General features: G+C 56.8%; 20 protein-coding genes. 10 read left to right on the top strand and 10 right to left on the bottom strand.

The genetic code is table 11. From position 1 onward, the window contains the following. Nucleotides 1–35: 35 nt before the first annotated feature. From PH7735_RS11525 to PH7735_RS11560, 7 genes are all read right to left on the bottom strand, one after another. Nucleotides 36–782 carry an ABC transporter ATP-binding protein gene (locus PH7735_RS11525; protein WP_058311521.1) on the bottom strand — a complete coding sequence of 249 codons (747 nt, stop codon included), beginning with the start codon at nucleotides 780–782 and terminating at the stop codon, nucleotides 36–38. Further along, nucleotides 779–1561, bottom strand: coding sequence for an MlaE family ABC transporter permease (locus PH7735_RS11530; protein WP_058311847.1), 783 nt, complete (start codon nucleotides 1559–1561; stop codon nucleotides 779–781). Before PH7735_RS11530 ends, PH7735_RS11525 begins: the two co-directional genes overlap by 4 nt. Further along, complete coding sequence (alr, locus tag PH7735_RS11535) at nucleotides 1561–2592, bottom strand: alanine racemase (RefSeq protein ID WP_058311522.1); 1032 nt, start codon at nucleotides 2590–2592, stop codon at nucleotides 1561–1563. Before alr ends, PH7735_RS11530 begins: the two co-directional genes overlap by 1 nt. A 160-nt stretch (nucleotides 2593–2752) precedes the next feature. Continuing rightward, on the bottom strand, nucleotides 2753–4240 hold the full coding sequence (locus tag PH7735_RS11540; protein ID WP_058311523.1) for a replicative DNA helicase: 1488 nt from the start codon (nucleotides 4238–4240) through the stop codon (nucleotides 2753–2755). Nucleotides 4241–4539: 299 nt separating this feature from the next. Continuing rightward, on the bottom strand, nucleotides 4540–5220 hold the full coding sequence (locus PH7735_RS11550; RefSeq protein WP_058311525.1) for an orotate phosphoribosyltransferase: 681 nt from the start codon (nucleotides 5218–5220) through the stop codon (nucleotides 4540–4542). Between the two features lie 37 nt (nucleotides 5221–5257). Beyond that, nucleotides 5258–6301: a dihydroorotase gene (pyrC, locus tag PH7735_RS11555; protein WP_058311526.1), complete on the bottom strand. Its 1044-nt coding sequence runs from the start codon at nucleotides 6299–6301 to the stop codon at nucleotides 5258–5260. Nucleotides 6302–6359: 58 nt separating this feature from the next. Continuing rightward, nucleotides 6360–7307, bottom strand: a complete 948-nt coding sequence (locus tag PH7735_RS11560) for a hypothetical protein (protein WP_058311527.1) — start codon at nucleotides 7305–7307, stop codon at nucleotides 6360–6362. A 164-nt stretch (nucleotides 7308–7471) separates the two neighbouring features. On the opposite strand from PH7735_RS11560, the gene PH7735_RS11565 reads away from it, so the two are divergent. From PH7735_RS11565 to PH7735_RS11605, 9 genes are all read left to right on the top strand, one after another. Beyond that, on the top strand, nucleotides 7472–8377 hold the full coding sequence (locus PH7735_RS11565) for an AAA family ATPase (RefSeq protein WP_058311528.1): 906 nt from the start codon (nucleotides 7472–7474) through the stop codon (nucleotides 8375–8377). Nucleotides 8378–8437: 60 nt separating this feature from the next. Beyond that, nucleotides 8438–9691, top strand: coding sequence for a vWA domain-containing protein (locus PH7735_RS11570; RefSeq protein ID WP_058311529.1), 1254 nt, complete (start codon nucleotides 8438–8440; stop codon nucleotides 9689–9691). A gap of 98 nt (nucleotides 9692–9789) precedes the next feature. Beyond that, on the top strand, nucleotides 9790–10362 hold the full coding sequence (locus tag PH7735_RS11575; protein WP_348412243.1) for a YeeE/YedE thiosulfate transporter family protein: 573 nt from the start codon (nucleotides 9790–9792) through the stop codon (nucleotides 10360–10362). A 3-nt stretch (nucleotides 10363–10365) separates the two neighbouring features. Then, the gene (locus PH7735_RS11580) at nucleotides 10366–10953 is read left to right on the top strand and encodes a YeeE/YedE thiosulfate transporter family protein (protein WP_058311531.1); all 588 of its coding nucleotides are present in this window, start codon (nucleotides 10366–10368) and stop codon (nucleotides 10951–10953) included. Nucleotides 10954–11141: 188 nt separating this feature from the next. Further along, the gene (locus PH7735_RS11585) at nucleotides 11142–12110 is read left to right on the top strand and encodes an XdhC family protein (protein WP_058311848.1); all 969 of its coding nucleotides are present in this window, start codon (nucleotides 11142–11144) and stop codon (nucleotides 12108–12110) included. After that, nucleotides 12107–13105, top strand: a complete 999-nt coding sequence (locus tag PH7735_RS11590) for a molybdopterin-binding protein (RefSeq protein WP_058311532.1) — start codon at nucleotides 12107–12109, stop codon at nucleotides 13103–13105. Before PH7735_RS11585 ends, PH7735_RS11590 begins: the two co-directional genes overlap by 4 nt. 270 nt (nucleotides 13106–13375) lie before the next feature. Next, the gene (locus PH7735_RS11595; protein WP_058311533.1) at nucleotides 13376–13861 is read left to right on the top strand and encodes a (2Fe-2S)-binding protein; all 486 of its coding nucleotides are present in this window, start codon (nucleotides 13376–13378) and stop codon (nucleotides 13859–13861) included. Between the two features lie 105 nt (nucleotides 13862–13966). Beyond that, nucleotides 13967–16330 (top strand): xanthine dehydrogenase family protein molybdopterin-binding subunit, encoded by a 2364-nt coding sequence (locus PH7735_RS11600; RefSeq protein ID WP_058311534.1) that lies wholly within the window; start codon nucleotides 13967–13969, stop codon nucleotides 16328–16330. A gap of 14 nt (nucleotides 16331–16344) precedes the next feature. Beyond that, nucleotides 16345–17127, top strand: a complete 783-nt coding sequence (locus PH7735_RS11605) for an FAD binding domain-containing protein (RefSeq protein WP_058311535.1) — start codon at nucleotides 16345–16347, stop codon at nucleotides 17125–17127. A 62-nt stretch (nucleotides 17128–17189) separates the two neighbouring features. On the opposite strand, the gene PH7735_RS11610 is transcribed toward PH7735_RS11605, so the two are convergent. The 3 genes from PH7735_RS11610 to infC form a co-directional block, all read right to left on the bottom strand. Further along, the gene (locus PH7735_RS11610; RefSeq protein WP_058311536.1) at nucleotides 17190–17927 is read right to left on the bottom strand and encodes a dienelactone hydrolase family protein; all 738 of its coding nucleotides are present in this window, start codon (nucleotides 17925–17927) and stop codon (nucleotides 17190–17192) included. A gap of 116 nt (nucleotides 17928–18043) precedes the next feature. Beyond that, a complete protein-coding gene (locus tag PH7735_RS11615) occupies nucleotides 18044–18643 on the bottom strand; it encodes a class I SAM-dependent methyltransferase (RefSeq protein ID WP_058311537.1) in 600 nt (199 codons plus the stop codon). A gap of 90 nt (nucleotides 18644–18733) precedes the next feature. Continuing rightward, nucleotides 18734–19279, bottom strand: a complete 546-nt coding sequence (gene infC, locus PH7735_RS11620; RefSeq protein WP_082645224.1) for a translation initiation factor IF-3 — start codon at nucleotides 19277–19279, stop codon at nucleotides 18734–18736. A gap of 194 nt (nucleotides 19280–19473) precedes the next feature. On the opposite strand from infC, the gene PH7735_RS11625 reads away from it, so the two are divergent. Next, on the top strand, nucleotides 19474–20208 hold the full coding sequence (locus PH7735_RS11625; protein ID WP_058311539.1) for a hypothetical protein: 735 nt from the start codon (nucleotides 19474–19476) through the stop codon (nucleotides 20206–20208). The last annotated feature ends 174 nt before the right edge of the window (nucleotides 20209–20382 follow it).

The raw sequence follows: 20382 nt of genomic DNA on the forward strand, positions 1-20382 counted from the left end.
CTCATGAGAAGGTCCTCAATCTCTAGCTTGTCGTCTTAGCGCACGGCCTCGATTGGACCTTCTGCGCTGCCCGAGATGAACTGGGTCAGGTAAGGATCGCCGGATGTGTCCATCTCGTTTACGGGGCCGGTCCACTGAATCACCCCGTCGTGCAGCATGGCGACCTTGTCGGCGATGGCGCGCACAGAGGTCATGTCGTGGGTGATGGTCATCGCAGTCGCACCCATTTCCACAACAATCTCGCGGATCAGATCGTTGATGACCCCCGACATAATGGGATCAAGGCCCGTTGTGGGTTCGTCGAAAAAGATTATTTCGGGTTCGGCGGCAATGGCACGGGCCAGACCGACACGTTTCTGCATGCCCCCCGACAGTTCAGAGGGGAACAGATCGGCCACATCCGGTGTCAAACCCACGCGGCGCAGCTTTTCTATGGCGATTTCCCGCGCTTCGGCTTTGGGGCGTTTCAGGGACCCGCGCAACAGGCGGAAGGCGACGTTCTGCCAGACCGTGAGCGAGTCAAACAAGGCGCCGCCCTGAAACAACATGCCAAAGCGGGCCAGAAACGCATCCCTGTCGCCCTTGGTGGCGTCGTTGCCATCCACGGTGATGGTGCCTTGGTCCGGTGTTAGCAGGCCGAGCACACATTTCAGCGTCACGGATTTTCCTGTGCCTGATCCGCCAATGATCACCATGGATTCACCTTTCGGCACCTCGAGGTCGACACCGCGCAGAACATGCTTTGGGCCAAAGGACTTATGGACGTTTTCGAATGTGATCATGATGTGAAAAACAACGATGTAAGCAGGAAGTTTGCAGCCAGAATAAGAACCGCCGCCGCCTGAACGCTTGCTTTGGTCGCGGCCCCGACGCCCTGTGCGCCCCGGCCAGAGTTCATGCCATAGTAGCACCCCATGGTGGCGGAAATGCCGCCAAAGACTGATCCCTTGATCAGCGAGGATACGATGTCGCTGCGCTGAAGGAAATCCACGGTATTCTGGACATATGTGGCAGGGTTAAAGCCCAACTGCTTGGTGCCGACAACAAACCCGCCATAGATGCCGATGATATCGCCAATGCCGACCAAAACGGGCACGACAATCAATGCGGCCAGCAAACGCGGTGCAGTCAGATATTTCATCGGGTGGGTGGACAGCGTGGTCAGCGCGTCAATCTGTTCGGTGACTTTCATTGTTGCGATTTCGGCCGCGATGGATGACGTCACACGGGCCGCAACCATAAGACCGACCAGAACGGGGCCCAGTTCGCGCACCATGCCGATGGCAACAATTTGCGGAACAACGGCCTCTGCTGAGAAACGACTGCCACCATCATAGATTTGCAAGGCAAGCGCACCGCCGGTGAAAATGGCGGTCAACCCGACCACCGGAAGCGAAAGCCAGCCGATGTTGAACAGGGCCATCAGAAATTCGCGCCCGTAAAACGGCGGGCGAAAGATATGGCTAAGCGCGGACAGGGCGAACAGGGTCACCTGTCCGATCAGCCCGAAAAACGCGAGCGTTGCGCGCCCGAGCGCCGCAAGGGGGGCCGTAAGGATCATCATTTATACCGTCGCGTATAGCGCGCACCCAGAGACGTCAGAATTTCATATCCGATGGTGTCTGCCGCGGCCGCAACCGTATCAACCGACTGGTGCGGGCCAATCAAATCAAGATGGGATGGCTCTTCGCTCAAATCCGTCACGTCCACGCCGATCATATCCATCGAAATCCGGCCAATAATCTTACAGGCCGTGTCACCGGAATGAACCCATGCTTTTTCGCCCATTCCACGGATGATGCCGTCTGCATAGCCGGCTGCGATGGTGGCCACGCGGCTGGGACGGTCGGCCATCCATGTGTTGGAATATCCGACGGTTTCGCCTTCTTCGACGTCCCGGATCTGGATCACGGGCACCGACAGACCCGCCACGGGCAGGGCCTCGATATAGGGCATACCGCCATAAAGACCGATACCGGGGCGCGTGAGGTCAAAATGATAATCGTCCCCCAACAGGATGCCACCTGTCGCGGCCAGCGATCTTGGGGCATCAACCCCTTCGGTCATTTCTTTGAACACGCGCAATTGGGTCGGGTTCATCGGGTGCTCGGGATCATCGGCGCACGCAAGGTGTGACATGATCAAGGTCGGGTTCTGGCTGACCACAAGGTCGCGAACCGCAGCCCATTCTCCGGCTTCCATTCCTAGACGGTTCATCCCCGTGTCCAGCTGGACGCCAAAAGGCGCGCCGGGCAGGGCTTCGACATGGCGCAACATCTGATCGATAGAATTCAGCATCGGCGTAAGCTGCATGTCAGAAATCATGTCTGTGTCGCCCGCCATATGGCCGGAAAAAACACTGATTTCCGGACCTGGCCCAAGGGCCTGACGCAGCGAGGCGCCTTCTTCTGTGGCGGCGACAAAGAACTTGCGCACGCCCGCATGTGCCAGCGCACGGGCAAGGCGGTCCGCGCCAAGCCCATATCCGTCCGCTTTGACCACAGCTGCTGTTTCGCAGTTGGTCATGGAATCAAGCGCCTTCCAGTTCGAAATCAGCGCGTCGATGTCAATTGTAAGTATACCGGTAGCCATGGCTGTTTGTTGACGGCTCGCAAGCCGAGGTCAAGAGGGAATGGAGCGAACATACCACGAGACAGAGGCGCATGGCGGCTCTGTGCCGCTTTTGCGATATCGCTCGAAGGGCAGATGGTGCGATTTTTGCGCCGCATCCAAAGAAACGGCGCAAAAAGGATCAGAACCCGACGTCTTCGTTTTGCTGCCAAGGTTTCACGAGATTCCCGAAACGGGTGAACTGTGCCTCGAACGACAGATCAACGGTGCCAATCGGGCCGTGACGCTGTTTGCCGACGATGACTTCGGCGCGGCCATGCAGGCGTTCCATCGCTTCTTTCCATTCCTCAAGGCGCTCGAGTTCGTGATCGCCCGGCTTTTCGCGTTCTTTGTAGTATTCCTCGCGGAACACGAACATCACCACGTCGGCATCCTGCTCGATTGATCCCGATTCCCGAAGATCCGAGAGCATGGGGCGTTTATCATCTCGGCTTTCCACCTGACGCGACAGCTGGGACAGCGCGATAACGGGAATGTTCAATTCCTTGGCAATCGCCTTCATCCCCATCGAGATTTCGGCAATTTCGTTCACACGGTTTTCGGCCATGCCGCGGCACAGCTGCAAATAGTCGATGATCAACACATCCAGACCATGCGTCCGCTTCAATCGACGTGCGCGCGCAGCCAGCTGTGAAATTGGCAGGGCAGGGGTGTCATCGATAAAAAGAGGGCAGGCTTCGAGATCCTTGGCGGCATCAACAAAGCGGCGGAATTCAGATTCAGTCAGGTCACCCTGACGAATCTTGTGTGACGAAATCTCGGAGGCTTCGGCCAGAATACGCCCCGCCAACTGTTCGGCGCTCATCTCGAGAGAGAAGAACCCGACCACACCACCTTCGACCGCACCTTCGGTGCCGTCCGAACGCTTGCCGCGCTTATACGCTTTGGCAACGTTGAACGCGATGTTGGTCGCCAGCGAGGTTTTCCCCATCGACGGGCGTCCCGCAAGGATCAAAAGGTCAGACGGGTGAAGGCCGCCAAGCTGTTTGTCGAGATCGTCCAGCCCGGTTGAGACACCGGCCATACCGCCCCCGCGTTCATAGGCCTGATTGGTGACGTTAACGGCCTCGGTCACGGCCTTCAGGAACGAGACAAACCCGCTTTCGGTCGTGCCCTGTTCGGACAGTTGGTACAAAGCCTGTTCTGCTTCGACGATCTGTTCTTTGGGTTCGGACGCAACATCAACCTTTTGCGCTTTGGTCGCGATGTTGTTGCCAAGGCCGATCAGCTCGCGCCGGATCGCCATGTCATAGATCATTTGGGCATAGTCACGGGCAGCAAATGCCGAGATCGCCGCCCCCGCCAGACGTGCAAGATAGGCCGGACCACCCAGTTCTTTCAGGCCGTCGTCATCTTCCAGAAACGCTTTGAGCGTGACGGGCGTGGCAAGGTTGTTTTTGGCGATGCGCGCTGCAGCCACTTCGTAGATGCGGGCGTGGACCGGATCGTAAAAGTGGCTTGAATTGATGATCGACGCAACCCGATCATAGATGTCGTTGTTTGTCAGAATGGCACCCAGAAGCTGTTGTTCAGCCTCGATGGAATGCGGCATCGGATCCGCGGCGTCCTGTGTTTCGCCAGTCGGATTGATCGTCGAGATTTCGTTCATATTGGCCTGTCTCCCCAGTAAGGGCTTTTTACGGGATTTGCGCGCGGAGTGCCATCTGGGAAAAGCTGTGGATAAGCCGCCTCAAAACCTGTGTATGCTTTTGGCTCGGGAACAGCTTTATCACATTTGGCACCATATTTCGATCACCAAGATCAGCTTGCCACAACAGGTAGATCCGCCAGAGTGAGTCCGCGCGGAGTTTTCCACAAACTATCCCCAGCATATTTTTGCGTGTTGCGACGAAAAAACCACCGCGTGGCGGTGGTTTCCCCTGTCTTCAAATACTTAGCGCGGAAAGCTTAGGCTTTCTTGTTGGCTTCCTGCCATTCACGCGGAGACTTGAGGAATTTTTCCACTTCCGCCAGCGTGTCTTCGCCAAAGGCACCCTGCGCGCGCGCTTCGGCCAGAACGTCCCACCATGTGCACAGGTAGTGCAGATCAACACCGTGATCGCCCAGTGTTTTGGTCGTCTCGGGGAAGATGTCGTAATAGAAGATGACGGCGGTATGGCCACAGGTCGCGCCGGTTTCACGGATAGCATCCACAAACGACAGCTTGGAGCCACCGTCAGTTGTCAGATCTTCCACCAGCAGGACGCGCTCGCCTTCGCTCATCGCGCCTTCGATCCGGGCATTTTTACCGTAACCTTTGGGCTTTTTGCGAACATAGGTCATGGGCAGGGCCATGCGCTCGGCCACAAGTGCAGCAAACGGGATACCCGCTGTTTCGCCGCCGGCAATGTTGTCAAAGGCTTCGAAACCCGCGTTGCGCATAACGGTGACAGTCATGAAATCCATCAGGGTAGAGCGAATGCGCGGATAGGAGATCAGCTTGCGACAATCGATATAGCTGGGCGAGGGCAGACCGGACGCCAGCGTATAAGGCTCGTCAGTGTTAAAGTTCACCGCGCCGATTTCCAGCAGCATACGCGCTGTCAGGCGGGCGATTTCCTCTTGCGAGGGATAAGTGGTGGGGATCATTGCAATGTCCTCTCGGATGGGGGCAAGGAATTTGAAGTCAGCTGCTGACCGACCAGAAAAGCGGGAAGCCGGGGTCGAAAACAGTCACGGTATGATCGCCAGCGGGCAAAGTCTTTGGGTATGTGACTTCGTCGTCGCCCTTGGTCAAAGTGATTGTCTCGTCGTTTATCGGCAGGCCATAGAACGCGGGGCCGTGGCGCGAAATGAAGCCTTCCAGCTTGTCCAGGGCGCCAGATTTTTCAAAAGTCTGGGCCAGAATGGACAGGGCGTTGGGGGCGGTAAAGCATCCCGCCGAACAGCATTCGCTTTCTTTGGCGTGTGTCGGATGTGGCGCGCTGTCGGTGCCAAGGAAGAACCGCTTGTCGCCCGAAACGGCGGCGGCCAGCAAGGCTTCGCGGTGGACGCCGCGCTTCAGAATTGGAAGACAGTAATAGTGCGGGCGCATACCGCCCACCAACATGTCGTTGCGATCCAGAATAAGGTGCTGAACGGTGATCGTCGCGCCCAGATCCTTTTCATTTGCCAGAACATAGTCAGCACCATCCTTGGTGGTGATATGCTCCATGACCACGCGCAAGCCGGGGGTGGCTTTGCGAACGGGATCCAGAACGCGGTCGATGAACACGGCCTCGCGGTCAAAAATGTCAATGTCGCGGTCTGTGACCTCGCCATGCACACACAGGGGGCAGCCGATTTCGGCCATTTTTTCGAGTACTGCGCGGACATTGTCAAAGTTCTGCACGCCCGAGGCCGAGTTGGTGGTGGCACCAGCAGGGTAGAGTTTGACCGCCTTGATCAATCCGCTTGCATGGGCGGCGGCCACGTCTTCGGGATCGGTGTTCTCGGTCAGATACAATGTCATCAACGGCTCGAACGACATGCCTTCGGGCAGGGCGGCCAGAATGCGATCGCGATAGGCTGCGGCCTGATCGCCGGTCACAACCGGCGGCACAAGGTTCGGCATGATGATCGCGCGGGCGAAATGGCGTGCGGTCTCTGGCAGCACTGTCTGCAACATGGCGCCATCGCGCAGGTGCAGGTGCCAGTCGTCGGGGCGGGCAATCGTGAGGCTTTGGGTCATGTCTGCCGCTTACACAAAAGCGCGGCTTCGCGCCAGTAGGGAGCGGCAGAAATCTGCTTTATAAGCTGACGGTCGTGCCGGTTGCTTCCAGTTCAAGCGCTTCGAGACGGTGCAGAAACTTGTGAGAGCGCATCCGGCAAACCACGTTGGCACAGAGCAATGCCTCGAGAACCGGACGTTTTTGAACCTGAAGGGCCGCAGAAAGACGTTCCAGATAGGGCGGATAGCTGCGCCGCGCGCGCGCCATGGAATGAAAGCTGTCTTCGCTGAGGGTGCCTGCAGCGACCTTGGCCAGAATGCGGAACAGCAGTTGCATTTCTAGGAGGTCGTTTTCGAGGTTGCCGCCCATAAAGGGCATACGCAGGTTGGTCACGTTGGGGCGTGTGAACATGCCCGCATGTATCGCGTCCATCGTTTCCTGCGGATCGTGAATGACATAGGCATGAGACGCCGCATCCAGCATATCGGGTGCATATCCATATCGATCCGAAAACGAGGTGCGCCGCATGTTCGAGAACCGATTGTCCCAGCCCGAAATGCGCGGGTCCAGTGTCGCCTGCGGCTGGATCGCCACAACTTTGGCACCGGGTGCTGTGACCGAAAACGCAGCTGCCGCATAGGCGCAGCCAGGGCCGGCACCATAAAAGACAACGTCTTTGAAGTCTTCGAATAACCCGTCATCAACAAGCCGGTCAAAAAAGGCATACACAGCCGGATCACGGAACCATGTGTCGCCGTCGGACAGGATGCACAGATGGGACCAGCCCAGTTCGCGGACCAGTTCAAAGCCCAAAGGCTGACCTGTGTCGCCGCGGGCCTGAATGCCCTGCATCGTTTCAAAAGTGACCAAAAGCGTTGGTTTGTCTTCAACAAAAGACGCAAAGTGCCGCGCCCCGAGAGGTTGAAGATATCCGTCTTCGTCCACGATTTCCTCAAGCTTTTTGAGCCATTGGTCGCGGTCTAAACCCAGCATTGGCACATCAAAGCCGTTAGCTGCATCCTGCATGCCTGTTATCCTTCTTGCCTGCCCTTGCCCCTTGGCGGCGGGGATTTTTTTTCTGCGTACATGCCAATAAAGGCAAAAATGTGGAAATTGGTCGCGATTGACACAGGTTTGCTTGACGAAGCCCGCGCGCCTCGTGCAGCTTCACGTTGAAACGGGGGGACAGAATGCAAATTTCATCGATTGATCAGGTTCAAAAGATGCTATCCGACGAGGGCTATGTCTGTGGACGTGACCTTGCCACAGTGGTGTTTCTCTCCCTTCGGTTGGGGCGGCCTTTGTTCCTTGAGGGAGAGGCGGGTGTCGGGAAAACCGAGATTGCCAAAGCCCTTTCTGCCGCCTTGGGGCGGCGCCTGATCCGGTTGCAGTGTTACGAGGGGCTGGATGCGTCCAGCGCCGTATATGAATGGAACTTTGCGGCACAGATGATTGCGATCCGCACCGCCGAGGCCTCTGGCACGGCGGACCGGTCCGCGCTCAACACCGAACTGTTTGGCCCCGATTATCTGGTCGAGCGTCCTTTGCTTCAGGCCATGCGCGAAGATCCCGCAGGTCCGCCTGTTTTGCTTATCGATGAACTGGACCGCACAGACGAACCGTTTGAGGCGTTTCTTCTGGAAGCTCTGAGCGATTTTCAGGTGACGATTCCCGAGATCGGCACAATCAAGGCGCCGAAGCCCCCGATTGTGATTCTCACGTCGAACCGGACCCGCGAAGTGCACGACGCCCTCAAGCGGCGCTGTTTGTATCACTGGGTGGATTATCCCAACTTTGAACGCGAAATCGAAATCCTGCAGTCACGCGCACCCGAAGCAGCCGAGGCGCTGAGCAAAGAGATCGTCGCCTTTGTGCAGCAACTGCGCACCGAAGATCTGTTCAAGAAACCCGGTGTCGCCGAGACCATCGATTGGGCCAAATGCCTGTTGGCACTGGATGTGCTTACCCTTAGTCCGGAAGTGATTTCCGACACGCTCGGGGCGATCCTCAAATATCAGGATGACATTGCCAAACTGCATGGGTCCGAAGCCAAGCGTCTGTTGGATCAGGCGCGTGCGGACATTGATTCAGCTTGATGGCGGGATTTGCCACCAGAGGTCTGTACAGGCGCGGGCTTTCTTTGTGCGAGGCCGGTCATGGTTGAACAGCTGCCTCTGGAAATACCTGATGCGCCCAAGCTCTCGCACAATATAACCTACTTTGCGCGGGCGCTGCGCAAGGCGGGGCTTCCGATTGGACCGGGGCGCGTGATCGACGCGATCCGCGCGGTCGAGGCTGCGGGCTTTAGCGAAAAGGTCGATTTCTATTGGACGCTGCATGCGTGTTTTGTGTCACGGCCCGAACATCGCGCGGTCTTTACGCAGGTGTTTCGCCTTTATTGGCGCGATCCCCGCTATCTGGAGCACATGATGGCAGCAATGTTGCCAGCGGTGCGGGGCGTTCAGGAAGAAAGAACCGCCCAAGCCGCTGAAAAACGCGCGGCCGAGGCGCTTTTGGATGGTGTGGACCATGACATTCCTGACGTGGAAAACGAAGAAGAAGGCACGGAAATCGAAATAGATTCAACCTTGACCATGTCTTCGGAAGAACGGTTGCGGTCGCTTGATTTCGAACAGATGAGCACCGCCGAAATCGCGCAGGCCAAACGGATGTTGGCGCGGCTCGAATTGCCGGTGAAACCTATCCCGTCGCGACGTGGCAAGGCCGATATCAACGGTGCGCGGGCGGATTGGAAACGCACCTTGCGCAATGCAATGCGTCAAGGCGGCGATTTCAGAACGGTCGCGCGTCAAAGCCCCAGACCACGTTGGCCGAACCTTGTGGTGATTTGCGATATTTCAGGTTCGATGAGCCAGTACAGCCGGATGGTCTTGCATTTTCTTCATGCTGTGGCCAACCAAAAAGGTGCAGGCTGGGCCAAGGTGCACGGCTTTACCTTTGGAACACGGCTGACCAATATCTCGCGTCACCTTGTGACACGCGATGTCGATGCGGCCTTGGCCTCAGCTGGGGCCGAGGCACAGGATTGGGAAGGGGGCACGCGGATTGGCGATTGTCTGCATACCTTCAACCGCGACTGGTCGCGCCGGGTTATGGGGCAGGGGGCGGTTGTTCTTTTGATTACGGACGGGCTGGATCGCGGCGACGCCGATGCGCTGGGCCATGAGATGCAACGGCTTCATCTCTCGTCGCGGCGTTTGATCTGGTTGAACCCGTTGATGCGCTGGGAAGGGTTTGCCCCCAAAGCCCAAGGCATTCGCACCATGCTGCCACATGTTGACAGCTTCCGCGCCGGGCATTCAATCGCGTCACTGGAAGACCTTGCAAAGGCTTTGTCGCGTCCAGACGACGTGGGAGAAAAGGCCCGTCTAATGGCGTCGATAAACTGATCGAGTGCAGTTCCGTTTCGGTGAAAGATCTCTGAACAGGAGCGGTTGATCCAGATCAAATAAATTCCAATAATAATATATTAGAAAAGTGGAATGTTATTTTCTGGAGTAAACACATGCCACTGAATTGGAAAACCGGCGGCGTTCTTCTTGGCTTTGTCTTCTTTTTGGCGGTGCTGCTTGTCAAACCCATCGGGGTCTCGACACAGTTTGTCATTCTGGACGCAATCGTTGCAGACGTCGCGAACCCTGAGCTGATCACGGAACCAGAGGCGGGCACCTATACGTCGACCAACGCTTATCTGGCCAAGTCGAACGGCAAATACGCCAAAAATGCCGCGAACCCGCTGAACTATAGCTTTGTCTTTGTGATTGCGATGATGATCGGCGCATTCATGTCTGCAAAGCTGCGCGGAGGTATCGGGGCGGATGAACGCAAATTGCCCGCGATCTGGTACGCCAATTACGGGGACACACCCGTAGCACGTTACAGCGTGGCTTTCGTGGGTGGGTTCATCGTTCTCTATGGCGCGCGTCTCGCGGGGGGATGTACGTCGGGGCATATGATGTCCGGAATGATGCAGACCTCGCTGTCCGGCTACTTGTTTGCGGCTGGTGCGTTTGCGGCGGCGGTTCCCGTTGCCCTGTTGATGTACAAAAAGGAGGCCTGATCCATGACAATCGTTCTTGCACTTGTGATCGGGGCTGCGTTTGGCGCAACGCTTGATCGGATTGGCGCGACCAATCCGAACTGGATCATTCGCATGTTGTCCCTGCGCAATCTGCACCTGATGAAAACCATTCTTTTGGCCATTGGTACGGGGTCCATCCTGATGTTCGGCGGGCAGATGCTTGGCCTTGTTGATGTCCTGCACATGTCCGTCAAAACGGCCTATGTCGGTGTCTTTATCGGTGGGCTGATGCTGGGCGGTGGCTGGGCCGCATCGGGCTATTGTCCGGGAACAGGCGTTTGCGCTGCGGCGTCGGGGCGCAAAGATGCGTGGTTCTTTATCGGCGGAGGCTTGCTTGGGGCTGCAGCTTACATGGTCACCTACCCAAGCTGGAAAGCGTCGGGGCTGTTAGACAAACTCGCTGGTGGCAAAGTCACACTCGGGTCGGTGCCGGGGGCAAAATACGATGGGCTGATGGCCATGTCTGGCGATCTGCTGGGGATCATTCTGGGCATTGTCTTTGTTCTGGTGGCAATTGTTCTTCCTGAACGCATGGTTGGCGACGGGCCAGCGCCGGTCGCGGCCGAATAAAGACCCCTTGTATTTGAGACTTTCGGCTGGTCTGGTTTCAGGTCAGCCGATGTCATTTCAGCAGGGCGAAACACGCGTGCCCTGAAACCTGTGTCGCTTTGTGAATGCATGCAAAGACGACCAAGACCATGGAGCGGCTTGTCATCACGGCAAAGCCGCTCCATCTTGTCTCTCAAGGGAGACATGTCATGACCAGTGATTTGAAGGGTGCGCCAGAATTGGCGCTAGAGTGGCACACCGCCGGGCGCGGTGCCGTTCTTGCAACTGTTGTTCAGACATGGGGCTCTGCACCCCGTCGCATCGGGGCGCAGATGGTTGTGTCGGGCGACGGACAAATCGAAGGGTCTGTCTCGGGCGGTTGCGTCGAAGGCGCCGTGATGGTCGAAGCGCTTGAGGCCCTTGAAGAGGGCAAGGCACGGTTGCTCGAGTTCGGTGTGAGTGATGGCGATGCCTTTGCGGTCGGGCTGGCTTGTGGTGGCACCATCAAGGTTCTGGTCGAGCCGATTGGCAAGGTTCTGGATGAAGCCGTGTTGGGCCAGTTGGTGCAAGCGCGATCCGAAAGACGCCCCGTTGCCTATGTCTGTGATATATCCAATGGGGGCGGCACCCTTGTCACGGAAGGATATGAGGATCGTTTTCGCATGGACCGGTCAGGTCTGGAAGAGGACGGATCGTTTGTCGCCATTCACAATCCCCCCCTTCGTGTTGTGATTGTCGGGGCAGTGCACATTGCACAGGCCTTTGTGCCAATGGCGCGGATTGCTGGGTTTGACCCGATCCTTGTGGACCCGCGCAGTGCTTTTGGATCCGAAGCCCGCTTTCCCGGTGAGGAGATACTGGAGGACTGGCCGGACGAGGCCATGGAACGGATCGGTCTGGACACGCGCACGGCCCTGGTGCTGTTGACGCATGATCCCAAACTGGATGATCCCGCCCTGCATATCGCGCTTGCCTCTGGTACATTCTATATCGGTGCCCTGGGATCAAAGCGCACACATGCATCCCGCGTTGCGCGTTTGACAGACGCCGGTTTTAGCGCAGATCAGATTGCGCGCATTCATGGCCCCGTCGGTCTTGATATCGGGGCGTCCAACCCTGCAGAGATTGCCGTGTCCATTCTGTCGCAAATGCTTCAGGTTCTGAGGAAAGGCGCATGAATTTTGGCGCCGTGCCCGTTGCAGAATGTGCCGGAGCGATCCTTGCCCATTCGATAAAAGCCGGCGATCTGCGTCTGCGCAAAGGCTTGCTGCTGGAAGCCTCGCATGTCGCGGCCCTTGAGGCGGCAGGTCAAACCGAAGTGATCGTGGCGCGTCTGGGGGCGGAGGATCTGCACGAAGACCAGGCCGCGATGCGGCTTGCCCGTGCTCTTGTGCCGGATCCGGATACTGCAAACCTGCGTCTGACCGAGGCCTTTACGGGGCGCGTGAATATTACAGCCGCCTGTCCGGGAGTGGTTGATCTGGATCGGGACGCGCTGACGGCGTTGAATGCCATCAACCCGATGGTGACGCTGGCCACGGTTCCACCGTGGCAGCAGATGGGCACCGGCAACATGGTTGGCACGGTCAAGATGATTGCCTACGGCGTGCCGGAAGCGGATGTCGCTCGCGGATGCGAGATTGCGCGCGCTGCGCTGCGTCTGCGTCCGGTTGTGCATCAAACGGCCACTTTGATCGTTACGGATATTCCGGGCGGTGCAGGGGACAAGGGGAAAGATGCCGTGCGTGGCCGGATCGAAGCTTTGGGGATGCAGCTCTTGGAAACAGTTCTGGTGCCGCATCGCGAAGCGGAGTTAAGTACGGCAATTGAACAGGCGGCCGGGGATTTGGTTTTGATCCTCACGGCATCGGCCACCTCGGATACGCATGATGTGGCCCCTCAGGCGCTGCGACGCGCGGGCGGTGAGGTGACGCGGTTCGGCATGCCGGTGGATCCGGGCAATCTCTTGTTTCTGGGGCAGCTGCGTTCAACCCCGGTGATTGGCTTGCCGGGCTGTGCACGATCACCTGCGCTTAATGGGGCGGACTGGGTTCTCAGCCGGATTGCCTGTGGCGTGCCGGTGACGGGCAAGGATATTGCGGAAATGGGAGTCGGGGGGCTTTTGAAAGAAATTCCGACCCGTCCAATGCCCCGCGAAAGACGCAAGCGTTAGTCCGAAACAGGGTTATCCGTGGTGATATGTCCCTTTTCAGATGTGGGAGACGAGTCTTTCCGATGGGCTTATCTGGGCGGAATGCCGCTTAAAGTTGGGTAAATCGGCCGTGCAGACCGCAAACGCGACCCGTTCCCGCCAAACCGCCTACGACTAAAGTCGTAAGGAAGTGAACCATTTGAAAAAAAATGGTTCTCAGACTGCAAAACCCGTGCTTAACTCTTCCCAATAACAAAACGAAAAATGAGTAAACAACTCTGGGAGGAGCCAATGTCACAGGTCACCATGACCGTGAATGGCAAGACTGCGTCCGGCGATGTCGAAGGCCGCACCTTGCTTAGCCAATTTTTGAGAGAAAACCTGAAACTGACGGGGACCCATGTGGGGTGCGACACAAGCCAGTGTGGTGCCTGTGTGGTCCACGTTGACGGCAAAGCCGTGAAATCCTGTACCATGCTTGCGGCCGAAGCCGACGGGGCGACGGTGGATACCATTGAAGGGCAGGCAGAGGCAGACGGATCGTTGAACACGATCCAGCAAGCCTTTCAGGACCATCACGGCCTGCAGTGCGGTTTCTGCACACCAGGTATGGTGATGTCTACCGCGGCATTGTTGAAGGACAATCCGAAACCCACCGAGGCCGAAATCCGCGATTATCTTGAAGGCAATATCTGCCGCTGCACCGGTTACCATAACATCGTTAAATCGATCATGGCGGCTTCGGGGCAGGATGTCGGATCGATCGCGGCCGAATAATACCCCCCTTGCGCCGGAGGAGGGTGCAGGGATTTCGAGTATTTTTGGAACAATGAAAAGGATTGGGAGCGCTTGCTTTCGATCCGTTCTCAGGGAGGAATTCAGATGCCGAAAGATCATGGCATTGGCGCCAGCCCAAAACGGCGCGAAGACGTCCGGTTTTTGACCGGTGAAGGAAATTATACCGACGATATCAATGTAAACGGACAGGCCTATGTCCATTTCCTGCGCTCGGATGTGGCGCACGGGAAGATCAACGGGATCGATACCAGTGCTGCGGCCGCGATGCCCGGCGTGGTGAAGATTTTCACAGGTGCCGATTTTGAAGGCATCGGCGGGCTGCCTTGCGGGTGGCAGGTTACCGACAAGCACGGCGAGCCGATGCAGGAACCGGCGCATCCGGTTCTGGCACAGGGCAAGGTCCGGCATGTCGGTGATCCGATTGCTGCGGTTGTTGCGGAGAGTGTTGAACAGGCACGCGATGCGGCAGAAGCCATCGAGGTGGATATCGAGGAGTTGCCTGCCGTTGTCGATATGAAGGCGGCGTTGAGCGAAGGAGCGACCAAGGTCCACGATGATCTGACGTCAAACCTTTGTTATGACTGGGGATTTGTTGAAGAAGTCAAACCGGATGTGGATGCGGCTTTTGAAACGGCGGCGCATGTGACTACGCTGGAGTTGGTCAACCAGCGTATGGTCGCCAATCCGATGGAACCGCGTGTTGCCATCGGCGATTATAGCCGTGGGACTGATGAGCATACGCTCTATACCACAAGCCAGAACCCGCATGTGATCCGTCTGTTGATGGGCGCGTTTGTTCTGGGCATTCCAGAGCATAAACTGCGTGTTGTGGCACCGGATGTGGGTGGCGGGTTCGGCACCAAGATTTTCCACTATGCCGAAGAGGCGTTCTGTACCTTCGCGGCCAAGGCTTGTAACCGTCCGGTCAAATGGACATCCAGCCGGTCGGAAGCCTTCATGTCGGATGCGCATGGCCGTGACCATGTCACCAAGATTGAACTGGCGTTGGATGCGGACAACAACTTTATTGCGCTGCGCACCGATACGCTGGCCAATATGGGGGCTTATCTGTCGACCTTTGCGCCGTCGGTTCCGACATGGCTGCATGGCACATTGATGGCGGGGAACTATAAAACACCGCTGATCCATGTGAATGTGCGGGCAGTGTTTACCAATACGGTACCAGTGGACGCCTATCGTGGTGCGGGGCGCCCCGAGGCGACTTTCCAGCTTGAGCGTGTGGTGGACAAGGCGGCACGTGAATTGGGTGTCGATCCGATTGCCCTGCGTCGTCAGAACTTTATTACAGAGTTCCCTTATGCGACCCCTGTGGCGGTTGAGTATGACACGGGCGACTATCACGGGACGATGGATGCCCTGGAAGGCCTTATCGATCGTGACGGGTTTGCGGCGCGCCGTGCAGAAAGCGAAAAGAACGGCAAACTGCGCGGTCTTGGCGTGAATTGCTATATCGAGGCCTGCGGGATTGCCCCGTCGAACCTTGTTGGCCAGTTGGGCGCGCGTGCGGGTCTTTATGATGCGGCCACGGTGCGTGTCACCGCGACAGGGTCGATCAGCGTCATGGTCGGGGCACACAGCCACGGTCAGGGGCACGAAACCTCGTTCCCGCAGGTTGTTGCGGAAATGATCGGTATCGATGAAAGCCAGATCGATATCGTGCATGGTGATAGTTCGAAAATCCCGTTCGGAATGGGGACCTATGGATCGCGCTCAATTGCGGTTTGTGGATCGGCCATGGTGCGTGCCACCGAGAAGATCATTGCAAAAGCGAAAAAGATCGCGGCGCACCTTCTCGAGGCATCTGATGCGGATATCGAGCTCAAGGATGGCCAGTTCAGCGTTGCAGGTACGGACAAATCCGTGGCTTGGGGCGATGTAACACTGGCGGCCTATGTGCCACATAACTATCCGCTGGAAGACATCGAACCGGGGCTCGAAGAGACGGCGTTCTATGATCCGGCCAACTTTACCTATCCGTCGGGCGCCTATGCCTGCGAGGTCGAGGTGGATCCGGAAACGGGCAAGGTCACGATCGAGAGCTTTGCGGCGGCAGATGACTTTGGCAACATCATCAACCCGATGATTGTTGACGGTCAGGTGCATGGCGGCATTGGTCAGGGTATTGGCCAGGCTTTGCTGGAAAACTGCGTGTATGACGAAAACGGGCAGCTGATGACAGGGTCCTATATGGACTATGCCATGCCGCGTGCCGATGACGTGCCGTTCTATGCCGTGGACCATTCCAGCCAGACCCCCTGTACCCATAACCCTCTGGGCGTTAAGGGCTGTGGCGAGGCCGGTGCGATCGGATCCCCGCCTTCGGTGATCAACGCAGTGGTGGACGCGCTTCAATCGGGCGGCCATGATGTGACACATATCGATATGCCTGCGTCGCCTTCGCGCGTCTGGGCGGCGATGAACAAGTAAGGAGGACTTGGTCCATGTATAACTTTGATTATGAAAAGCCCTCCACCGTTGCAGATGCAGTTGCGGCGCTTGGAGACGAAGATGCACAGGCGCTGGGCGGCGGTCAGACGTTGATCCCGACGCTGAAGCAGCGACTGGCGTCTCCGACAACGTTGGTCAGCCTGTCAGGCATTTCCGAGATGCAGGGCATTACGGATGAGGGCGGCTCAATCACCATCGGAGGGGCAACCGTGCATGCGGATGTGGCTTCTAATGGCGCGATTGCGGCCCTGTCCGATCTTGCGGGCAACATTGGCGATCCGGCGGTGCGCAACCGGGGCACCATTGGTGGCTCGTTGGCCAACAACGATCCTTCGGCCTGTTATCCGTCTGCGGCGCTAGGGTTGGGGGCAACTATCGTCACCAACACCCGTGAAATTGCAGCGGATGACTATTTCCAGGGGATGTTCTCAACGGCACTGGACGAAGGTGAAATCATCACCGCCGTGAAAGTGCCCAAGCCCGAGGCTGCGAACTATCAAAAGTTCGAACAGCCAGCATCGCGGTTTGCCTTGGTCGGTGTGTTCGTTGCCAAGACATCTGGTGGTGTCCGCGTGGCTGTGACGGGGGCTTCCGAAGAAGGGGTCTTCCGTTGGTCAGAGGCCGAAGCTGCGTTGAATGGCAATTTCTCGGCGGATGCCCTTGAAGGCATGGCGCCGGATGCGGACGGCATGATCGCCGATCTTCACGGCACCTCTGCGTATCGGGCGCATCTTGTTGGCGTTATGACACGCCGTGCGGTTGCGGCCTGTAGCTAGGTTCGATCCAAGCCAAGACACACAACAAAAGGCCGCTCACAATCGAGCGGCCTTTTCGTTTTTCAGCGGTTTTTGTCCAGAAAATCCAAAGTGCGCTTGCGGGCGAGTTTTGCCGCCACCGCATCATATTGACCGTCGGTCGTGATCGAGAACCCCGGATCGACAATGGGATAGTGATAGACTTTGTTGGCTTTGTTTTGTGCAACCAGCTCTTGCTCGAGAAACTGGATCGGTGCGCCGTCTTCCTGCGTTTCGGCGAAATGTGTCAGGATGGGCATGTCAGCGTTTTCGAAATCAACGGGGCCGACTTTGGCCAATAGGTTTGGCAAGGGTTCAAAAGCAACCACGGCATCAACGTTGAGACCTTCCATGCCAGCCTTCAAGGCGACGGTTGCGCCGAAATCAAAGCCTACCAAGGCAATGTCATCCGCATCGACACTGGGGCGCACCGAAAGATAGGTGAGCGCATCCGTGATCGTGCGTTTCAGGCGGATGCGTTGTGCGTCGATATCCTCGTGCATCATAAGGGCGCGGGCCGCTTCGGGGGTCGCAGGGGATTTTCCGGCAAACATGTCGGGCATCAGCACCACATAGCCCTGATCTGCAAAACGCTGCGCCTCAAGCTGCATCTTCTCGGAGGGTCCACTCCAGTCGTGCAGCAACAAGACGGCAGGGGCGTCGTCTGCGTCTTGTGGAAAGAAGAGGTGCCCCGTCTCTCCACGTCCAAAGGTGATTTCACTGGCATTGGCAGCCCCTGCCATCATCAGTGCAATAACCGCAGCCCAAATAGGTTTCATCATTTCCCAGTCTCATTTTAAAGTACTGTTTTGATTTGGGGAGGCTGCGCGCAAATACAAGCCATGCGCGGTCACAAATTTTGTGCGCGGATGTAGGGCAAACTGTGCGGATTTGTAATTCAGGTTGGCTTGCGTGCGACCAGATCGATCAGGGCAGACTTTCCGGAATGTCCTTTGCCTTCGTCAAGCGTGCGTTCATACGCGCGGCATTCCAGAATGTCCCATCCAGTGAAAGCGTCCCGAAGCATGTCTTCCGTGTAGAGGTTTTCCACGGCAGAAGGGCCACCGGTTCCGAATTCTAGCTGTTTGGGCGTATATCCGTGCAGCATCACAAGGCCACCGGGTTTGGTTGCCTGCTTCATCTTCTGGAATTGAAGGGCGCGGGCCTCTGGGCCCACAAATTGAATGAACACACCCGTCACCACGTCATAGTCGCGCGCAGGCCAAGGGTCTTTCAATATGTCAGCTTCGAGAAAGGTGACGGTCACATTTCGGGCTTTGGCCAGATCCTGGGCGCGGACGATCGCCGAGGGGGCAAATTCCAGTGCCGTCACCTCTATGCCCTGTTCTGCCATGAAGACAGAATTGCGCCCTTCACCATCAGCAACCGACAAAGCAGATTCGCCTGATGCGAGGTATGATTGATGATCAATCAAAAACTGAGCAGGGGCGGTCCCGAAAACATAATCATCCGAGGCTGCGAAACGTTCTTCCCACATCGTGTTTTCCCATTCTGTTGGTTCTTGCAATAAAAGAAGCCCCCGCCTGAAATTCAAGCGGGGGCGAAAAACTTTGCAGTGATGGAGTGGTTACTTTGGAAGCGGGCCAATCATCATGATCATCTGACGACCTTCCATCTTGGGCATGCTCTCGACCTTGCCCAGTTCTTTGGTGTCTTCAGCGACACGCTCAAGAAGCTGGCGACCCAGATTCTGGTGGGCCATTTCGCGGCCACGGAAGCGCAGGGTCACTTTGACCTTATCGCCTTTTTCAAGGAATTTCACCACGTTGCGCATTTTGACGTCATAGTCATGCGTGTCGGTGTTGGGGCGGAACTTCACCTCTTTCACCTGAATCGTGGTTTGCTTTTTCCGAGCTTCGGATTCTCGCTTTTGTTGTTCGTACTTGAACTTACCATGGTCCATGATCTTGCAGACAGGCGGAGTCGCGTTAGGCGAAATCTCGACAAGGTCCAGACCCGCATCCTGTGCCATGCGAAGCGCTTCACCCGGTTGTACGACGCCTACATTTTCGCCTTCTGCGCCAATCAGCCGAATTTCGGGTGCGCGGATGCGTTCATTGATGCGGGGGCCGGTGTCGCGTTGCGGAGGCGCGTTATGTGGTCTGCGTGCTATGGTATTGTTCCTTCAATAGCGGATATTACGTGGCCGGTAATCTAGTGGGGCTGCCGTGCTGATACAAGCGGTTAATCCGCATTGATGAGCCGATTTTGCCGAGTTTCCCCCTTGCTGTTGCAATGCAGCGTTGGCATCAGGAAACCAGAGCCGCTGACCGGCTATCGGGGCGGTACGGATAGGAGAATAAAAAGATGAAAAATCTGATTTGGGTGGTTGTGCTGCTGGGGGCTGCTGCTGCCGGATACTTTTTCATGATGAACAAAGAGGCCGAAGTCGTCGCAGAACCGGAATCGACACCTCTGAAGACGCAAATTGAGACGGCTGTAGAAGAAACTGCAATCGCGGCTGAAGAAGCCGTGGAAACTGTGACAGAGCAGGTTGAAGAAACTGTTGCTGCTGCTCAGGAAGCTGCGGAAGAAGCTGTTGAAGCGGCAACCGAAGAAGCCGAAGAGGCTGTAGAGGCCGCGACTGAAGCTGCAACCGAGGCAGCCGAAGAAGTGATGTCCACAGTAGAAGAAGCTGCTGAAGAAGCCACCGAAACAGCTGGCGAAGTTGCTGCCGCCGCTGAAGAAGCTGCGGACAGCGCCATGTCGTCCGTCACCGAGCAGGCCTCTGATGTTGCTGCCGCTGCAGAAGACACTGCTGAAGAAGCCGCGTCCGCTGCTGCAGAGCAAGCAGAAGAAGTCACATCTTCTGTGACCGAGCAGGCCGCAGAAGCCGCAGAAGCAGCTGCGCCTTCTATGGGCATGGCGGATCTCTTGACCGTTGATGGTTTCGACATGACCAAAGTGTCTGAAATGATCGACGCATCGGATCTGGATGTTTTGCAAAAGACGGCTCTTAAAACATCGATCGAGCAGGCCCAGAACAATCCTGAATTGCTGACACAGGCGCTGGAAACTGCAAAATCCGCTTTGGGTATGTAATCCCGAAATGAGTGCCCAAACAGCGGCATTCTGAAAGATCCGGAACACTTTGAAATGGCCGTCCTTGGGGGCGGCCATTTTCTTGTTTGGCGGCCTGTACGGCGTATACGCACTCAAATTTCGGGAATTTGCCTTAGTTTTTCCAGATTTTGATGAAAAGAACGTCGGATATTC

This window comes from Shimia thalassica (genome assembly GCF_001458215.1).
GTDB lineage: Bacteria > Pseudomonadota > Alphaproteobacteria > Rhodobacterales > Rhodobacteraceae > Shimia > Shimia thalassica.

Coding starts and splice junctions, on each gene's coding strand:
- PH7735_RS11525 (WP_058311521.1), bottom strand. CDS start 782: ATGATCACATTCGAAAACGTCCATAAGTCCTTTGGCCCAAAGCATGTT.
- PH7735_RS11530 (WP_058311847.1), bottom strand. CDS start 1,561: ATGATCCTTACGGCCCCCCTTGCGGCGCTCGGGCGCGCAACGCTCGCG.
- alr (WP_058311522.1), bottom strand. CDS start 2,592: ATGGCTACCGGTATACTTACAATTGACATCGACGCGCTGATTTCGAAC.
- PH7735_RS11540 (WP_058311523.1), bottom strand. CDS start 4,240: ATGAACGAAATCTCGACGATCAATCCGACTGGCGAAACACAGGACGCC.
- PH7735_RS11550 (WP_058311525.1), bottom strand. CDS start 5,220: ATGATCCCCACCACTTATCCCTCGCAAGAGGAAATCGCCCGCCTGACA.
- pyrC (WP_058311526.1), bottom strand. CDS start 6,301: ATGACCCAAAGCCTCACGATTGCCCGCCCCGACGACTGGCACCTGCAC.
- PH7735_RS11560 (WP_058311527.1), bottom strand. CDS start 7,307: ATGCAGGATGCAGCTAACGGCTTTGATGTGCCAATGCTGGGTTTAGAC.
- PH7735_RS11565 (WP_058311528.1), top strand. CDS start 7,472: ATGCAAATTTCATCGATTGATCAGGTTCAAAAGATGCTATCCGACGAG.
- PH7735_RS11570 (WP_058311529.1), top strand. CDS start 8,438: ATGGTTGAACAGCTGCCTCTGGAAATACCTGATGCGCCCAAGCTCTCG.
- PH7735_RS11580 (WP_058311531.1), top strand. CDS start 10,366: ATGACAATCGTTCTTGCACTTGTGATCGGGGCTGCGTTTGGCGCAACG.
- PH7735_RS11585 (WP_058311848.1), top strand. CDS start 11,142: ATGACCAGTGATTTGAAGGGTGCGCCAGAATTGGCGCTAGAGTGGCAC.
- PH7735_RS11590 (WP_058311532.1), top strand. CDS start 12,107: ATGAATTTTGGCGCCGTGCCCGTTGCAGAATGTGCCGGAGCGATCCTT.
- PH7735_RS11595 (WP_058311533.1), top strand. CDS start 13,376: ATGTCACAGGTCACCATGACCGTGAATGGCAAGACTGCGTCCGGCGAT.
- PH7735_RS11600 (WP_058311534.1), top strand. CDS start 13,967: ATGCCGAAAGATCATGGCATTGGCGCCAGCCCAAAACGGCGCGAAGAC.
- PH7735_RS11605 (WP_058311535.1), top strand. CDS start 16,345: ATGTATAACTTTGATTATGAAAAGCCCTCCACCGTTGCAGATGCAGTT.
- PH7735_RS11610 (WP_058311536.1), bottom strand. CDS start 17,927: ATGATGAAACCTATTTGGGCTGCGGTTATTGCACTGATGATGGCAGGG.
- PH7735_RS11615 (WP_058311537.1), bottom strand. CDS start 18,643: ATGTGGGAAGAACGTTTCGCAGCCTCGGATGATTATGTTTTCGGGACC.
- PH7735_RS11625 (WP_058311539.1), top strand. CDS start 19,474: ATGAAAAATCTGATTTGGGTGGTTGTGCTGCTGGGGGCTGCTGCTGCC.